We start from the raw sequence: 17,053 nt of genomic DNA on the forward strand, positions 1-17,053 counted from the left end.
CGTTACGCCTTATTCAACTGATTAATAATAGTCATCGCTTGGGCTACAACACTCGCAGCTTCGGTACTGCTATCAGGCAATAGCACCACAGAGGATTCTTTAGCAATCGCATGTTTGGCCTCAATGGCCTTAGTCGCTAAATCTAATTGAATGGCCTTTTGCCCTTCTTCCGTGGCAGCTGCTTGACCTACTTGGCGTAATGCTTCTGCCTGAGCAGTCGCAACAGCAACTATTGCTTTGGCTTCACCTTCTGCACGTAATACTTGTTCTGCTTTGTCGGCTTCTGCTGCTAAAACAACCGAAGCTTTCTGACCTTCAGCACGGTTAATTGCGGCCTGTCTGTCACCCTCCGATTCTAAAATTTGTGCGCGCTTGACTCGCTCGGCTTTCATTTGGGCTTCCATCGCTTCCATTACGGATTGAGGAGGCACAATATCCTTGATCTCGTAACGCAGTACTTGAATACCCCAAGGGCCAGCAGCATCATTAATCGCCATCACTATATTAGTATTTAGCACATCCCGTTCTTCAAAGGTTTTATCCAGTTCCATTTTGCCTAACTCAGAGCGCATTGTAGTCTGTGCTAGTTGGGTTACGGCAAACACATAATCGTCCACACCATAAGTGGCTTTATAAGCGTCAAGCACGCGGAAATACAGCACCCCATCGACACTTAATGAAATATTATCTTTGGTAATAGCGCTTTGCTCTGGCACATCCACTGCTTGCTCTTTTAGCGAGCGGTCAGCAGAAATTCGATCAATAAAAGGGAAGATGAAATTAAGACCGGCTTCTCTGCTCGATTGGAATTTACCAAATCGTTCAATTACATAAGCACGGTTTTGAGGGACAAATTTAATTGAGGTTTTAAGTAACACCACCACAAATACTAAAATGAGGGTTTGTACAGTTAAAATATAATCAAGTAATACTTCCATGACTGTCTTCCTTATTCAACACGGCTGAGTTAGCCGTATATCAATATGAGGCTAACTCAGCCACTTTTCAAGTTTTAAAAAGGTAACTAGTTTAACCACGCATAACTAAATTTCATAAATACTGAGCGCTCATTTTTAGTCAACGACGTTAGCACATCATCTTGGTAAGCAGAGTCTGAATACCCCACAAAAAATTTGGTCAGTGGATTAAGTTTATAAGAATACAATAATTGAGTGCCTAAACCTTTACTGCTGGCATCCACATCAAATGTGTAATTTTGTTGATTCCGCTCAATGTCAGAATAAACTAAAATCAGACGCAAAAACTGGCGCTGATTGAACTGATAGGTTGCACGAAAATCAGATAGATTCGCAGCAAACAGCAGCTGACTGTTCACATCAAGGTTTTGATAGGTATGACGCAGTTTGAACTGTAAGCTTTTGCCTACGCTCCAGTTAATTGTTGGGCGCACAAACCATTGTTTTCCTAAGCGGTTGTTGTCGTAATCAATATGATCACCATAACGCGCAAATGCACTGATATACCATGATGAACTGGGTCGCATTTCAAAATAAACGCTGCCCTGCTGCTCAGTAAATAAAGTGCTATTGTTGGTAATGCTCAGCTTGCTGGGATCATCACGCAAGCCCACTTTATCTCGCTTTTGCAATCCTATTTTAAAATACGATTGTAATTGACCGTTCATGCTTAAATACACTTCAGCTTCTTTTTCAATCAGCTCATTATTATCGTTATGGCTGATATCCCAATCACCGGATAACCTAATCTTATTCCACCAAGTGTTTTCGCTGTACCAATTATAGCCTGCGCCTACTACAGACTGATGGCGGTCAGCCAAAGAACCAAAGCCCAAATCTGTGCGGATACCTGCTCCCTGGCTATTTCGATTTAAAAAAACATTCCAGTTACGCTCCTCATGATCATAACTAACACGATACGCTCTTCCACTAAAGGCCTCGGTTTTTTTTAAGCGAATGGCTGTCTCTGAATAATCCTCGTCTTGCTCACAATTGTCGTCACAAAACTCTTTGTATAGGTCTAAGGGATATTGTGTGTCAGAACGTAATATTTGTGCCCGAAAAGTATCGTTATCGGTTAGCTGATATTTAGCATCAATAGCATTGACGTAGTTGTAATACCCCTCGGCATCACGCAGAGTGCTGGTCCAGCCAACTGAAAGTTGCTCAGATAAATCATAGCGGTAGCGCAGAGCTAAATTGAGTGATTCCTGCTCGACATTAGCAATACTAGAGCCTAGATTACCCGGCACCAAGAAGGTTGTAGATTCATCATTGGCAACAAAAAAACCAAAGGTATGTTGTTCGATTCGCCCAGTCACTTTAGCACCATAATCAGGCGCGGCTACATTACGGGTATAAACCAAATTATAATTACTCGAAAAATAATCTGTGTTTTCTAAGAAAAACGTACGTTTTTCATCAAAAAAAGCGCAAATGTATCGTTAATACTCAACTGTGCCACATCAGCTTCCACTTGTGAAAAGTCTGGATTGAAAGTGGCTTGTAAAGATACTTCTGGAGTAACCCCCCACTTCAGGTCTAAGCCTACTTCTGTGTTATTAGAGTCTTGCCACTCTAGACTTTCTTCTGGGTCACGACTCTGCCCTTTTCCCAACACTAATGTGGGTATTAAGGCCAAATTTTTTGCCTTGTTTGGCTTGTTTGAATCCACCAATAGAGCCCATTTGACATAAATTACACGAGTTATTGCGATCTAGTGGCATATTCGAAATACGTAACCTATCTGCTCTCGGATAATAGCGCACCAACTCAGCCCCCCAATTTTTGGTTTCACTCCCCTCTTCAAAGTTTAAAATACGCAATGGAATAGCCATTTCGACCTGATATCCGTCAGCAACAATTTTACCTGCCGACTGCCAGATACCATCCCAACTATCACTTTCTCTACCCGTCATTTCGTTTTGAATCGAATCAGCTTGAATACCAAAGGGGTTAACAAAAAACTGATGGGCTAATCTGCTGTCGTTAAAGGTATCAAGCTTAATCCCAACTAAATCATCACTCCATATACCATCGCGATCGCGATAAAAAGCACTGATGTTTTCTACCTTAGGATCTTGGGCTATAAATGCCACATATAAGGTGTCGCCATTTTCAAATATTTTAACATTAGTGGTGACTGGTGGACGAGTATTTTCAAATGGACGAGTAACAAATTTGAGTTCCAACTGTCTTGCTTGCTGCCACTGAATATCATCAAGTTCGCCGTCAATCTTAATTTTTCCAGCTATGTTAGGAATGTCTAATTTAGCGAAATCATTTGAGATATTGGCTTTAGAAGTGGCTTGTTTGGCGTAAGTGAGATTAGTGTAGACAACAAAAAACAATAAACAGATAAACGTTCGAGACATGAATAAAGGTTCCGATTAACAAAATTATAATCCAACATCAGGTTTGGATAATTTGAAAAAAGGGTAAACTAAATACGTAAATAAAAACATCTTTATGCGTTAAATCAACCCGTTAGCCAGACAAGTTGCATATGTACCTATTTATACGCAGAATGTTTGTTTTGATCCTGCCTATGATAGCAATGCACAATTTATGACTAATTTATGTGTAAAGTCGAAGATGTATCACATAAACACTGAAGAGCCTTCGAGGCAATGAAACGCTGTATAATTTTGCTACTGGTGACAGCTCGTTTTTTAGTTTAAGTAAAGGCAAACACTAGCCTTTAACAGTGAACAGCTTTATCTAATTAGGTTTTAAAAGACCTTAATCTATATTTAACTCACGAGTCATATTTTCGTTTTTGTCGCGATGCACAATAACGTTATCTTCGATTCGTATGCCACCAAAAGGTCGTAAACTATCAACAATATTCCAATTAATATATTTGGATTGCTCGCTGCTTTTTAGATCTGCTAATAAGCTGTTAATAAAATATAAACCTGGTTCAATAGTAAAGACTTGCCGTGCTTCGATGGTGCGAGTATTTCGCAGAAATGGATGAGCATCAGGGGCGGGATTAGGGGTACCTCTGTCATCCGAGACGTGCCCAGCCACATCATGTACTTGCAAACCAAGAAAATGCCCAATTCCATGGGGATAAAACGTATTAACAATACCTGTTTCAAGCATATCGTTAGCATTCAAATTCACGATACCTGTGTCACATAACAGTGCTGCGACTTGATGATAAGCACTGCTATGAATTTGAACATAAGACACGCCTGGTTTTAACTCATTCACACATTGTTGAGTAATTTTATGCATAGACCCAATTAAGTCTGCAAACACGCCAGTCTCTCGAGCATAAGTGCGGGTAATATCAGCTGCATAACCATTAAAATTTGCACCCGCATCAATCAAAAAAGAACGGGCTTGGGTAGGCACTTCTGTTTCTACATTGGTGTAGTGTAATATTGATGCGTTTTCATTTAGCGCCACAATATTATTATAGGGAACTTGGTTATCACTTTGCCTAACAGCACGAAGATAAGCTAAATTAATATCAAACTCACTTAACCCTTGTTCAAAAGCAATTTTCGCGGCTCGATGCCCATTAACCGCGATACGGTTTGCTTCACGCATACACACTAATTCATAATCTGTTTTATACGCTCGCTGGTAATGAAGGTAATGCATAACTCTATCAGGATTCACCAATTCAAAACCCAAAGCCTTTGCTACCTCAATATATTCGCCTATATAAGCATATTTAGTTTTATCGAAAGGTAGGTGTTTTTCCACCGCATCAGCTTGCGTCAGTAATACTATATCGAACTGCTGAGCCCAGAAATCGTTTGGCTCATCAGGCACTTTATGCCAGAAATCTTTGGGTCGGTAGAAGACTAATTTTGGCTTATCAACGCCGTTCACAATCAGCCAACAATTTGGGTTATCAATCACTGGCAACCACGCTTTAAACTGCGGATTTACTTTGAAGGGATAATGGTTATCGTCTAAAAACAAACGTTTACCTTGCCCCGAATGGATAATTAAACCTTCAATACTCTCCCGCTGAATAGCTTCACAGGTGCGGCTTTGTAATTCTGAAATATGCTGTGGATAGGTTTGTGCTAACTTTACTTGAAGTGTTTGAACTGACATACCAGACTCTCATCAAAGAATATAATTGCATATTAACATAAGCTTAGGGCTCTTGGCCTGGCGTATATTGTAGAGAAGTAGCTAACTTTTTGGTTGTATTTCCATATTAGCTAATTTCTTAAAAAGGTTCTCACTGCCACCTAAGTGTTGGCTGTATATTTGCTGATATGCCAGCACCGCTTTAACGTAATTACGCGTTTCTTTATAGGGAATAGTTTCTATCCATAAGTCCAAGGGCATATTACCTTTTTCAGGTAGCCACTGTTGCACCCTCCGCCAACCAGCATTGTAAGATGCCGTAGCCAAAATGGCATTATTATCCATCTTATCCATCAGATAACGCATATATTGTGTACCCAGTGCAACATTTCGGTTGGGATTTAATAAGCTATTTTTTCTGATTTTTTCTTGGCGAGATAGCGTGCCGTACCCGGCATTACTTGCATCAACCCCAAGGCACCAGCATGAGAGGCAGCGTCTGGCATAAAAGAGCTTTCACGTCTGACAATGGCAAATGCCCAGGCTACATCAATATTATTTTTCTTAGCGTTGCTTTGCAACTGACTGTCAAAAGGCATCGGGAAACGTCTGCTCAAATCATCCAGATAACCTGAATTGGAAAACCAAAATAGCTTGATCATGCCAACCTTGTTGGCTGGCCAGCACAGCTGCGGTTACCTTCTGTTTCTGAGTCAATTGAGTTTGCAAAAAGATCCACTCACGTCTAGCACTAAGATTGCGGCCTAACTTTCTGAATTCAAAAGCTCTTTGTGCAGCAGGCAAGGAAGCTACCTCGTCTATTATCTCTTTCGGGATGAGCAATGGATTATCATTTAAGCTAGGCATTTCAGACAACTTTCCGCTTGCCAAAAAACCGTAGTAATGACGCTGCTTGGCCAATTTATGTAAGCCCACGTCAGCTAATTCTTTGGCACCTACCTTCTCGTAAGCTTGGGCTTTCCAGTATTCAAACATGTTGTTGTCAGCTGATTCTGCGGGCACAAGGCTAATCACATCCAACGCATCTTGCCAGTTATTCTGCCTTAATACATGAGCTAAATGCCAACGTAGTAATTCAGCATCAGGTTCAAAACTTGTGGCCTTTTCTAACCAAAATTCAGCTTGCTCGTGATCTGCTAGCGCTAAAAAAATAGCAAACCGATGCGATATTTGTTTTTGTTGTGATAGTGAAAACGCAAATCGGCTCGACAGCTTTTCCCAACTGCGTAATGCTAAATCCCTGTTATTACTGATAAGCCGTTTTAAACCGTATACCAAAATCTCAGTTTCTAGCTCTGGGTATTTGCCCAGAAAATTTGATAAACGAGAGACTTGGCTAGGTGAGCGCCGCACCTTTAACCAGAGATCGCCTAAGTATTGCTGATCCTGTGGCATCAAGGTTTTTAAATACGGGATCAGCGTTTGATTGCCCCCATCAGCCGCCAAAGACATTCTTTTCCATACTAAGTCTGATGAACGCTTGCCAGCCTTTTGCCACTTATTGAATAATTCATCACAATCATTAGGCTGGGATTGGCCTACTACCCACAGATTTTTTGCCAGCTCAAATGCCTGGGCGCTTGAGGGATCTTTTTGCAGTAACATATCCGCGTAACTACAGTTTAAAGTGACATTACCCATATCTCGATAAAAATGGCTAAACAGTTCGGGCTGATTTTGTTTATCTAAGTACAGTAACCACTTTTTGCGCAAAGGTCTGTCTAATGGAGAAAATTCATATTTAGCTAAAAAACGTTCTATTTGTTTTTTATTCGCCATAAAAGGAAACTTACTTAAGGTCTTCAATTCAACGTAGGGCTTTAAGGGGTAACCCTCCAGTTGTTCCATTAATTTTTTAAAGGCACTGTTATTGGGGTTGTACGCAAGCCTCTCTGCTTGAATAAAAAGCTTTCGTTGTTGCTCAAGGCCTAGTTCAGGTGAGGCGACTGCCGTTTGAGTAAATAACACAGTAGTGATCACGATGCATAATAAGTAGCGAATAGTCACAAATTCCAAAATAAAAAAAAGAAGCCAACAACATACTAGACTCGATACTAACAAACTTGCTTAGTTATTTAAGGGAGTATTTTGGATAATTCATACATTAACTGGCATGACCAGTTGAATTGACTATATTAACCCACATGTAACAACTCATATATTTTTTGTTAAAAGTTAGGTTGCCCTTTCCAAGTCTTTTAACAACAATTCATATAATCTGTACTCGGAGGGCCATTGGCCTCTTCCCAACTTACGCTTTGGCGATAGCCACAGGAGATGATAATGATATACGAAGGTAAGAGCCTCACGGTTAATTTACTGCAAGATGGCATTGCAGAATTAATATTTGATGCGCAAGGTTCAGTGAACAAGTTTGATCGACAAACCGTTGCAGACTTAGATGCAGCGACCCAAGCACTTGTAGCCCATTCAGAGGTGAAAGGTGTTGTCGTGCGCTCAGCAAAATCGACTTTCATCGTGGGTGCTGATATCACAGAATTTACTGATTTATTTGAAATGCCAGATGCAGAAGTACTGGCCTGGGTAGGCAAAACGTCTCGGGTATTTGACCGTTTTGAAGATTTACCTTTTCCCACTATCGCTGCAGTCAATGGCTTTGCTCTGGGTGGCGGTTGTGAAATGACCCTGGCTTGTGACTTTCGTGTGGCAGATACCACCGCCAGCTTAGGCTTGCCAGAAGTGAAACTAGGCTTAATGCCAGGATTCGGTGGCACAGTGCGTCTTCCTCGCCTAATTGGTGCAGACAACGCTCTTGAATGGATGACCACAGGCCGTGACCGCAAGGCATTAAAAGCTTTATCTGAAGGCGCTATAGATGCAGTCGTTGCACCAGATAAACTTACTGAAGCAGCCATCAGCATGCTGAAAGATGCGATTGCTGGCGACTTTGATTGGCAAGCTCGACGTGCAGAGAAAAAGGCACCTCTGACACTAAATCAAAACGAAGCCATGATGAGCTTTTCAACTGCTAAAGCTATGGTTTTCGCGCAGGCTGGTAAACATTACCCAGCGCCGCATATGATGGTAGAGACAATATCAAAAGCCGCGGGCCTTGATAGAGATGGCGCACTTAAACTAGAAAACCAAGGTTTTGCTCAATTAGCTAAAACCGACGCAGCAAAAGCTCAAGTGGGTATATTTTTGGCTGATCAGTTAGTTAAAGGCAAAGGTAAAAACAAGCAAAAGCAGCGAAAAAAGAAATCAAACTAACTGCCGTGTTAGGCGCAGGTATTATGGGTGGCGGAATAGCCTACCAGTCTGCGGTGAAAGGCACACCTGTTATAATGAAAGACATTAACCAAGCTGCATTGGACTTGGGTTTAAAAGAAGCCGCGACTATTTTAGGTAAAGGCATGCAGCGCGGTAAAGTCGATGTAGCCACAATGGCTTCAACTCTCAATAGCATTGTGCCTACATTAGAATACTCAGCCATTAAAGACGTCGACTTAGTGATTGAAGCGGTAGTCGAAAACCCTAAAGTAAAAAGCATAGTATTAGCTGAAACTGAGCAGCATGTATCTGACGATACGATTATTTGTTCTAACACCTCGACTATTTCTATCAACCATTTAGCCAAAAGCTTGAAAAAGCCAGAACGCTTCTGTGGTATGCACTTCTTTAACCCCGTGCACAAAATGCCATTAGTTGAAATCATTCGCGGTGAAAAAACCTCTGAAGACACAATTTCTGCAGTAGTTGCAGCCACTTTAAAAATGGGTAAAACCCCGATTGTGGTCAACGATTGCCCAGGCTTTTTAGTTAACCGTGTATTGTTTCCTTACTTCGCAGGTTTCAGCAGATTGATTATGGACGGTGCCGACTTTGTTGCCGTTGATAAGGTCATGGAAAAAATATTTGGTTGGCCAATGGGTCCTGCTTACCTGCTTGATGTGGTAGGCATGGACACGTCTGATCACGCATCTAGCGTAATGTCTGATGGTATCCCTGAGCGGATGCAGAAAATTGCTAACGACCCTGTTACCTTATTGTATAAAGCAGATCGTTTAGGTCAGAAAAATGGTAAAGGTTTCTATAACTTCAGCCTAGACAAGCGTGGCCGCCCAGCTAAAGTGGCGGCACCAGAAGCTTACGAATTGTTCGCCCCACATTGCGCTGCTAAGCGCGACTTCGACAAAGACGAAATCATTGCAAGAGTGATGATCCCAATGGCCAATGAAGCCATTCGTTGTCTAGAAGAAGGCATCGTTGCCAGTGCAGCTGAAGCCGATATGGCATTACTTTATGGTTTAGGCTTTCCTCCCTTTAAAGGTGGGATATTCCGCTTTATTGAAACGATGGGCTTAGCCAACTTTGTAGCATTAGCCGATAAATACGCTGATTTAGGTCCGGTTTATCAGATTTCTGATGGTGTGCGCGAAATGGCCGCATCAAACAAATCATATTTTGCGTAGTCTTTTTTACATTTATTCAGGAGAAGATCATGAAAGAAGTCGTAGTAGTTGATTGTATACGCACACCTATGGGTCGATCTAAAGGCGGTATTTTTCGCAACGTGCGCGCAGAAACTTTATCTGCACATTTAATGTCAAAGTTAGTTGAACGCAATCCAAACCTTGATCCTAATGATATTGAAGACATCATCTGGGGCTGTGTTCAGCAAACCAAAGAGCAAGGATTCAATATTGCTCGTAACTCACAATTATTAACTAATATCCCTCGCTCAACGGGTGCAGTCACAGTGAACCGCTTATGTGGTTCATCTATGCAAGCTCTACATGACGCCACCAGCGGTATTATGTCTGGTCGTGGTGACGTGTATATGATTGGCGGTGTTGAACATATGGGCCATGTGCCTATGGATTTCAATCTAGACTTTCATCCTGGTATTGCTAAGCACACCGCTAAAGCGTCAGGCAGTATGGGCATGACGGCAGAGTTGTTAGGGCGTCAAAACGGTATTACGCGTGAAATGCAGGATGCCTTTGGCGCGCGCTCACACCAACGAGCACACCAAGCAACACTAGAGGGCCGCTGGGCCAGTGAAATTGTCACCACACAAGGCCATGATGCAGACGGAATTTTAAAATCTATTAGTGCAGATGAAACAATCCGTCCAGACTCTACTGCTGAATCTATGGCGGCCTTAAGACCGGTATTTGATCCGGTCAATGGCACAGTTACAGCAGGTACATCGTCTGCCTTATCTGATGGTGCATCTGCGATGTTGATCATGTCAGCTGATAAAGCCAAAGCACTAGGGTTGACACCACGGGCTAAAATTCGCGCTATGGCAGTGGCAGGTTGTGATGCAGCTATTATGGGATATGGTCCAGTACCAGCCACCCAAAAAGCACTTAAACGTGCTGGCATGACGATGGCAGATATAGAACTGGCTGAATTTAACGAAGCTTTTGCTGCACAAGCGTTGTCTTGTATCAAACAACTTGGTTGGATTGATAGTTACGAAGACAAAGTCAACTTGAACGGTGGTGCAATTGCACTTGGACACCCACTAGGCTGTTCTGGCTCTCGTATATCCACTACGTTAATCAATCTAATGGAAGCCAACGACAAGTCTATCGGTCTAGCCACTATGTGTATTGGTTTAGGTCAAGGTATTGCTACGGTATTTGAGCGCGTTTAACTAGCTCAACATCCTATTTTAAAAAGGCATTACTTCTAAAAAGTAATGCTTTTTTTTGGACCATTTTTGGAGATTTTATTTCGACTGTTAAGTTAATTAGTCTTTGGCATAGTTAAATTGCCTTCTCGAGTAATGTGAATAGGCAGTGCAAAAGTGCCAACGTCCAATTTCACTTTCAGCGTATAAGCGATACGGGTCTTTCTTGGCTGCATGAGGTCAGCAAATAACCTAATACCTCCGAACAAATCTGCCTGTACGTTTGACTTTACCTCTTCTTCGCCATAAGCAGGCACGATAGGCAGTTGATTCGCCACACCAGAAAATATCTGATTACCTTCAATGCTAGCAGTGTATGCCATGCCTTTAAAATTTAAGGAGATACTATTGGGATTAACCACTCGCAAACCGATTTCAAATGTAGGATCTATACTACCGCCTGGCAGTATTTTAAAGGAATTAACGATTATTTCAGGCTTTTCAAAGTTAGAATTTAAAGTAGCACAGCTGGTGGGTATTAGAATAACCAATAGCGTAGTTAGACGAGATATGAGCAGTTTCAAAGTTTTATCCTTTACTTTTGTGGCAACATTAATCAGGAAATCGTTGTTGTACAAGTATCTACAGCTGCTAAAAAAGTATATGTATTAATAATCTCAGTTCGGGATAAGCCATACCGTCCAGTACCAGTATTATCGCGCCTATCTTCGTTAAACTTGCTCATATTAACGCGTTATTCCCTCATAAGCTCGCCTCGATAAACGCAATAATAGCAGCACTGGTTGCGTTCAATGTCTTTGCAAACCAATTGGCAGCATCTAACATATTGTTTATATTGTAATGACCTCTAGGGACGCGGCAGGTCTTAACCCAAGTTCAGGTTAAATAGATTATTTTTCATCTAAGGATGTGCCCACCGAGGAACCTCGTATCAGGTCAAGTATATCTTATTGCTAATTGCGTGGATTTTTATCATATCTGGCATTAGGTTAGTTGTAATTCACGACACGATCAGTTTTAAAAATTGGCTCGTTGATACCAATAGGCCTGCTAGAGATTGGATCTGTTCTGACTTTAAACGTGGATAAATGTCAGGTTGATCTACTCACACGCCTTATTAAATATTTTATTTGTAGAATGCCGTTTTTTGTTTAAGCGCCTGCACTAAGCGTTGTTTAACCTGAGGAGTCAGGCCAAGGCTGACTAAAAATGATGAGAAAGCAAAGATGAATACAATACTTTTTAGAATTTTCACGCCAGTGAATAACATGGTCAGTACCAGTATTGCTGCATAAACCAAACCAATCATTCCCAAAAACAAGCACAGGCCTTTGATATCTTTATTCATTATTAATTCCTTATTCACTACTACTAATTCTAACTAATCATCATGACTTACCCTAGCTCTTAGATCACGATTAAAGATGTAACTGAATTTATCAAGCAACGCTGCAAAAAATGAAATCCACTCTACAGCTTCTCTCTCGAAGCATTTAAAGCACCGACTGAAAAACCTCTATCATAAAAATGTATCACCTCACCTTGGGAATTTATCAACAGCACACGGGCATTTTTAGCTTTAAACTGCCTGTGTATCTTTGCACCCTTTCACCATCTCTATAAACGATGATCACACCTTTCCATATTTCTTACGGGATCCCGTTACGCATAGAGTTGTCAAACGCTGTACTAAACATCTGTAGAAACATACCTTTAATCCTGGGGATTTCGTAAGCTGCAACCTGAATGTTAGTTTGCTCTAGTCCAATCAACCGTCGGGCGATGTCAATTTGTGACTTATGAATATAGCCAAACAGCAACAAGGTCTTGCGACCTGCAAATGCTTGAGGGACGGAGGTGGGTTGGCCCGCTAAGCTTTCTCCTGTAAATTTAATCATTTTTTCACCCTCTATAACCTGACTGGGATAATCGTAATTAACGCAGACTTGCTGCAGCAAGTTTAATTAAAATACAGTGAAAAAATTCATAATACTTTTTAAGTCGGGGTTCGGTTAAAGCCAACACGTCTTACAGACCAAAATGAATTACAAGTAAAGATTAAAAAAGCCAGTGACATTAGCTGGCACTTAATTCAAAGATACACATTATAAGTAACAATAATCAGGCTAAATGTTGTCTAAAAAATTCCAGCGTTCGCGACCAAGCAAGTTCAGCTGCTTTGGGATCATATCGACTAGTAGAGTCATTGTGGAAACCATGCTGAGTGCTAGGATAAAAATATGCGGTGTAATTAACCTTATTAGCTTTTAATGCTGCTTCATAATCAGGCCAAGTGGCGTTAACACGTTTATCATTTTCAGCGAATTGGATCATGATTGGCGCTTTGACGTTTTTGACTAAATCGCCATTTACTGGCGTGCCATAAAATGGCACAGCTGCATCTATAAGTTCTGGTACTGTCGCTGCTAACATGTTGCTTACATAACCTCCAAAACAAAAACCAACTACACCTAATTTACCTGTACTTGATTCATGCATTTTCAGATAACGGGCCGCCGCTATAAAGTCTTGATCAATTTTGTCTCTGTCCATGCTGCCCTGCATAGCACGACCATCATCATCATTACCTGGATAACCACCTAAAGGAAACAGCGCATCTGGAGCAAACGCGATAAAACCTTGCTTAGCCAGGCGTCTTGCCACGTCCCGGACATATGTGTTAAGCCCACGGTTTTCATGTACCACTAACACACTCGGCGCTTTGCTATCCATGTTACTCGGCACAACCAAATAACCTCGCCCATCTCCGTGACCATTAGGAGATTTAAATTCTTGATAGGTAGCTTTTATATCTTGATCGTTGAAAGAGATTTGTTCAGCTAATGCGTAATTTGGCGTAAGCGCACTTGTCACTGCGCCAAGGGTAAGCCCAGCAACAGATAATGAGCCTAAACGACTTAGAAAAGTGCGACGGTCTATATCACCATGGGCATAATCGTCATACCAATCAAAGGCTTGTTGTGGGATCTGTATTGGCGAAATATGTGATATAAGGCTCTCTGTTAGGTAATTAATTTATTCACAATCATAATTGAAAAACACCAATAAAGATCATCTATGCTTTAACTTCAACAATGGGTAAACCAAAAATAGTTTAATTTCACTCATTCCTAGCAAATCCTAGATTGGTGACAAATTTATCCAACAGCACAGGAAACATCTTAGGTACAGCCTGTTTACAAAACCAACCAAAGTCGTAAAGTTTCCGCTACTGAAGCACTTAAACAACTAGCAACATGATCAGTCTGTTGACCTAACAATAGTAGGTGTAAATCTGTAAAATTGTAGTATCTTGAATCAGACAAATTCTCCAACAAATTAATGAGATAGAGGTAAAATAGTGAATTTCCCAACACACAGATTTTATGAAGACGTATTGGCACTTTTTTGTGCGGGTGTATTGGTATCTTTTGGAGTGGTGTTGTTTGGTACACATAACTTACTGACTGGCGGCACTGCTGGTATTGCCATTATTGGCACACACCTTGTTGATATGAGCTTTGGACTATTGTTTTTTTTGGTCAATATCCCTTTTTACTATATTGCTTGGACTCAATTAAGTAAGCGTTTCGCTATTAATACGTTTATCTCAGTATCTCTGGTGTCGGTTATGACAGAACAAGTGCAGCATCTGATTAATATTGAAAGTATTCACCCAATATTTGCTAGCGTGGCTGGCGGTATGTTGATTGGGGTGGGACTGTTGATTATGTTTAGACATAAATCAAGCCTAGGAGGACTAGGTATTTTAGCCTTGTATCTTCAGAACAAATTTAATATTCGTGCAGGCAATTTTGGCTTATTAGTTGATTCTGTGATCCTGACGTCTTCGATGTTTATCTTTAGCATTGATCTGGTATTTCTATCTGTGATTGGCGCTATCACAATGAATTTACTTATCGCAGTAAACCATAAACCTGGTCGTTATCAGGCTTATATTGAGTCTAAAAAGACTAAAAGCATTCACAAAGATGCAACCTTAGAGGAAAAACTATTAGGTGTGGTTGAGTAGGTCCCAATCTAGTACTCTAGTTTATTAGCGCTTCTATCGAATTTCACATGCAGTTCTTAGGCTTACGGTGGGTAGACAGCAGTTGAAAAAAGGCCGAAGTGTAATTATCCACTTCGGCCTTTTTTGTCAACTTGAGCATCAATAAGTTTTATTGATGCATTTTATTTTAATATTTACTTAACTCAAAGCTCTTAGCATCCATGCTGTTTTTTCATGAATACGCATTCTATCTGACACCAAGGCAGCAGAAGATTCATCGTCTGCTTGTTGCGCTGATGCCAATACCTTGCGGCATGTTTTAACCACTGCTTCATGACCATTAAGTAATATATTAACCATTTCAATTCCAGAAGGTACACCGTCAACTTCTTTAATTGAACTTAGCTTAGCAAACTCTTTATAAGTTCCCGGTGCAGCCACATCTAAAGTACGTATCCGCTCCGCAATATCATCAACAGCCGAAGATAGCTCAGTATAATGCTCTTCAAACATGAGATGTAGTTCTCTGAACTGCGGCCCAGTTACATTCCAATGAAAATTATGTGTTTGTAAATATAGCGTATAAGAGTCTGCTAACAGGCACTTTAAGCCTTCAGCAATAACTTCCCTATCTTGTTCGTTAATACCGATATTAATATTACTCATTATTTGTTCCCTTGTGGGTTGAGAGTGTAAATAAATAATAAGCCTTATCACTCGTGATGGCTAATGAATATTATTAAACAGAACAATCGATTTACACAATCAATATAAAATACCTAATAGACTACTCACATTAACTCGCAAATAATTGATGAATATCTTGAAATGCCTTAAATTCTAATGCATTACCGCAAGGATCCATAAAAAACATCGTCGCTTGTTCACCAGCTTGCCCTTCAAATCGTATGTAAGGCTCAATAATAAAATCAATACGGGCGGTACTAAGCTTAATCGCCAGCGCTTGCCAATCACTCCAGTTTAAAACTACACCGAAGTGAGGAATAGGCACTGCATAGTTATCTACTTGATTATGTTTGGGAAAACTTGGCATCTCAGTAACAAGATGGGTCACTAATTGGTGACCAAAAAAGTTCCAATCAATCCAGTCGTCAGACCGACGGCCTCTTTCACAACCCAGCAGGCCACCATAAAAGGCTTTAGCCTGTTCTAAATCTGTAACAGGTATAGCAAGATGAAAGGGTGTTAGCATCATTTTTAGCCTATAAATGTTTGAAAATCATAAATTAATTATCCGTAAAGGCCGATTCCGTAACGGCGCATAAAACCCCAAAGCTTTACTTATTGAAAGCCTAAACGATGTAGTAAAGAGACTAAACTAGTCTGGGTGACAGGTTTAACCAAAAAACCTTCAGCGCCATCTTTGATTGATTGGCGAATATGATCTTCAGAGCTACTTACAGAACACATTACCACTTTACTGTTTGGACTTTTAATACTTAGATGTTTGAGTAATTCTAAACCGCTCATCGCAGGTAGATTGATATCCAGTAGAATCAAATCAAAAACAACATGTAGGACTTTTTCTAATGCCACTTCAGCATTGTCAGCAGTTTCGACAAATTCGTACCCCATACGTTTAAGTATCAAACTGACAAACTTAACGTATTGCCTCAAACTTGTCCAATGATAAGAATAATGTGTTTGATTCATACTTTTAAAGACTCGTGAGCATGTTATATTACAATTTTTATCATTGAAAGAGAGATGAAAAATTTTCTATCTATATTTTATCAGTCGCCTACAAATATCATAATAGAATCAATTATGGTGGTTCAGGCATATGCGAATCGAACTTGATAATTGTATTTTTATTATTGGATTTCAAAACGTTGATTGACGTTTAATTGACGAGAGAGTATTAAACTTCGTTAAAAAAGGTAACTTTAATATACATCCATTTTATAGACCAGATGTCACTCGAAGTTAGTTACGCTCTGCCGCTATAGTATTTAGCTAGGCAAATAATACGCTCTCAAATAAGAAACAAACTTTTACTTCTTTTAGTCTGTGCCTTGTTAGTTAACCTGAGATCTGCTTAAGCGATGACCATAGAGTTCAGCTCTACGTCAGTTAAATTAAGCGGTAAATGGCAGGTTGGGATAATGATTACTTGCTGAAACTGCTACAAATATTTTAATACGATTGCCCTAGATTAACGGGTACCGGTCCGGTTGAGTATTTGCGTTTGTTGTAGCTGAAATTGTGTGGACACAGGTCGTGATCCCAACAATAGGCAGCTTGGGTTAAACCTGAGTCACGCCCCAGCGGAGCTTCCTGCTTTAAATTTGATGTTGCAGTCGCTTTGTTTTGCTCATACATTTGTAATGAGGTAATTAT

General features: G+C 40.5%; 16 protein-coding genes and 2 pseudogenes. 3 read left to right on the top strand and 15 right to left on the bottom strand.

What is annotated here, in order from left to right; genetic code table 11:
* Window positions 1-2 precede the first annotated feature (2 nt).
* The 7 genes and pseudogenes from C427_RS22635 to C427_RS22650 all read right to left on the bottom strand — a co-directional run bounded on the left by C427_RS22635 (window position 3) and on the right by C427_RS22650 (window position 7,064).
* A complete protein-coding gene (locus C427_RS22635; RefSeq protein WP_007643709.1) occupies window positions 3-938 on the bottom strand; it encodes an SPFH domain-containing protein in 936 nt (311 codons plus the stop codon).
* A gap of 86 nt (window positions 939-1,024) precedes the next feature.
* Complete coding sequence (locus C427_RS25600; RefSeq protein ID WP_015431383.1) at window positions 1,025-2,344, bottom strand: hypothetical protein; 1,320 nt, start codon at window positions 2,342-2,344, stop codon at window positions 1,025-1,027.
* Window positions 2,345-2,376: 32 nt separating this feature from the next.
* A complete protein-coding gene (locus C427_RS25605) occupies window positions 2,377-2,619 on the bottom strand; it encodes a DUF5916 domain-containing protein (RefSeq protein ID WP_015431384.1) in 243 nt (80 codons plus the stop codon).
* On the bottom strand, window positions 2,573-3,352 hold the full coding sequence (locus C427_RS25610) for a carbohydrate binding family 9 domain-containing protein (protein WP_015431385.1): 780 nt from the start codon (window positions 3,350-3,352) through the stop codon (window positions 2,573-2,575). Before C427_RS25610 ends, C427_RS25605 begins: the two co-directional genes overlap by 47 nt.
* 367 nt (window positions 3,353-3,719) lie before the next feature.
* Window positions 3,720-5,057: a Xaa-Pro dipeptidase gene (gene pepQ / locus C427_RS22645; RefSeq protein ID WP_007643717.1), complete on the bottom strand. Its 1,338-nt coding sequence runs from the start codon at window positions 5,055-5,057 to the stop codon at window positions 3,720-3,722.
* Window positions 5,058-5,138: 81 nt separating this feature from the next.
* Window positions 5,139-5,698 (bottom strand): annotated as a pseudogene (locus C427_RS28960) (lytic transglycosylase domain-containing protein).
* Complete coding sequence (locus tag C427_RS22650; RefSeq protein ID WP_015431388.1) at window positions 5,655-7,064, bottom strand: Lytic transglycosylase catalytic; 1,410 nt, start codon at window positions 7,062-7,064, stop codon at window positions 5,655-5,657. The pseudogene C427_RS28960 and the gene C427_RS22650 overlap by 44 nt, the downstream one beginning before the upstream one ends.
* Window positions 7,065-7,340: 276 nt before the next feature.
* Here C427_RS22650 and fadB point away from each other — a divergent pair.
* A pseudogene (fadB, locus tag C427_RS22655) lies at window positions 7,341-9,490 on the top strand (fatty acid oxidation complex subunit alpha FadB).
* 29 nt (window positions 9,491-9,519) lie between these two features.
* Window positions 9,520-10,683: an acetyl-CoA C-acyltransferase FadA gene (gene fadA / locus C427_RS22660; RefSeq protein WP_007643727.1), complete on the top strand. Its 1,164-nt coding sequence runs from the start codon at window positions 9,520-9,522 to the stop codon at window positions 10,681-10,683.
* Window positions 10,684-10,775: 92 nt separating this feature from the next.
* Here fadA and C427_RS22665 read toward each other — a convergent pair whose 3' ends face one another.
* The 4 genes from C427_RS22665 to C427_RS22680 all read right to left on the bottom strand — a co-directional run bounded on the left by C427_RS22665 (window position 10,776) and on the right by C427_RS22680 (window position 13,692).
* The gene (locus tag C427_RS22665) at window positions 10,776-11,243 is read right to left on the bottom strand and encodes an LEA/WHy family protein (RefSeq protein ID WP_007643728.1); all 468 of its coding nucleotides are present in this window, start codon (window positions 11,241-11,243) and stop codon (window positions 10,776-10,778) included.
* Between the two features lie 563 nt (window positions 11,244-11,806).
* The gene (locus tag C427_RS22670; RefSeq protein WP_007643729.1) at window positions 11,807-12,028 is read right to left on the bottom strand and encodes a hypothetical protein; all 222 of its coding nucleotides are present in this window, start codon (window positions 12,026-12,028) and stop codon (window positions 11,807-11,809) included.
* A 301-nt stretch (window positions 12,029-12,329) separates the two neighbouring features.
* Entirely contained in the window at window positions 12,330-12,578 is a 249-nt protein-coding gene (locus C427_RS28625) for a hypothetical protein (protein WP_007643730.1), read from the bottom strand.
* 223 nt (window positions 12,579-12,801) lie between these two features.
* On the bottom strand, window positions 12,802-13,692 hold the full coding sequence (locus C427_RS22680; RefSeq protein ID WP_187292437.1) for a dienelactone hydrolase family protein: 891 nt from the start codon (window positions 13,690-13,692) through the stop codon (window positions 12,802-12,804).
* Window positions 13,693-14,041: 349 nt separating this feature from the next.
* Between C427_RS22680 and C427_RS22685 the strand changes: the two genes are divergently transcribed.
* Window positions 14,042-14,713: a YitT family protein gene (locus tag C427_RS22685; RefSeq protein ID WP_007643732.1), complete on the top strand. Its 672-nt coding sequence runs from the start codon at window positions 14,042-14,044 to the stop codon at window positions 14,711-14,713.
* A 177-nt stretch (window positions 14,714-14,890) separates the two neighbouring features.
* Here C427_RS22685 and C427_RS22690 read toward each other — a convergent pair whose 3' ends face one another.
* From C427_RS22690 to tnpA, 4 genes are all read right to left on the bottom strand, one after another.
* Window positions 14,891-15,358: a Dps family protein gene (locus C427_RS22690; protein ID WP_007643734.1), complete on the bottom strand. Its 468-nt coding sequence runs from the start codon at window positions 15,356-15,358 to the stop codon at window positions 14,891-14,893.
* Between the two features lie 130 nt (window positions 15,359-15,488).
* Window positions 15,489-15,905 (bottom strand): VOC family protein, encoded by a 417-nt coding sequence (locus C427_RS22695; protein ID WP_187292438.1) that lies wholly within the window; start codon window positions 15,903-15,905, stop codon window positions 15,489-15,491.
* An 89-nt stretch (window positions 15,906-15,994) separates the two neighbouring features.
* Window positions 15,995-16,366 (bottom strand): response regulator, encoded by a 372-nt coding sequence (locus C427_RS22700; RefSeq protein WP_015431391.1) that lies wholly within the window; start codon window positions 16,364-16,366, stop codon window positions 15,995-15,997.
* 483 nt (window positions 16,367-16,849) lie between these two features.
* Entirely contained in the window at window positions 16,850-17,035 is a 186-nt protein-coding gene (gene tnpA / locus C427_RS28965) for an IS66 family insertion sequence element accessory protein TnpA (RefSeq protein WP_007643739.1), read from the bottom strand.
* Window positions 17,036-17,053: the final 18 nt, after the last annotated feature.

The organism is Paraglaciecola psychrophila 170 (assembly GCF_000347635.1).
Classification (GTDB): domain Bacteria; phylum Pseudomonadota; class Gammaproteobacteria; order Enterobacterales; family Alteromonadaceae; genus Paraglaciecola; species Paraglaciecola psychrophila.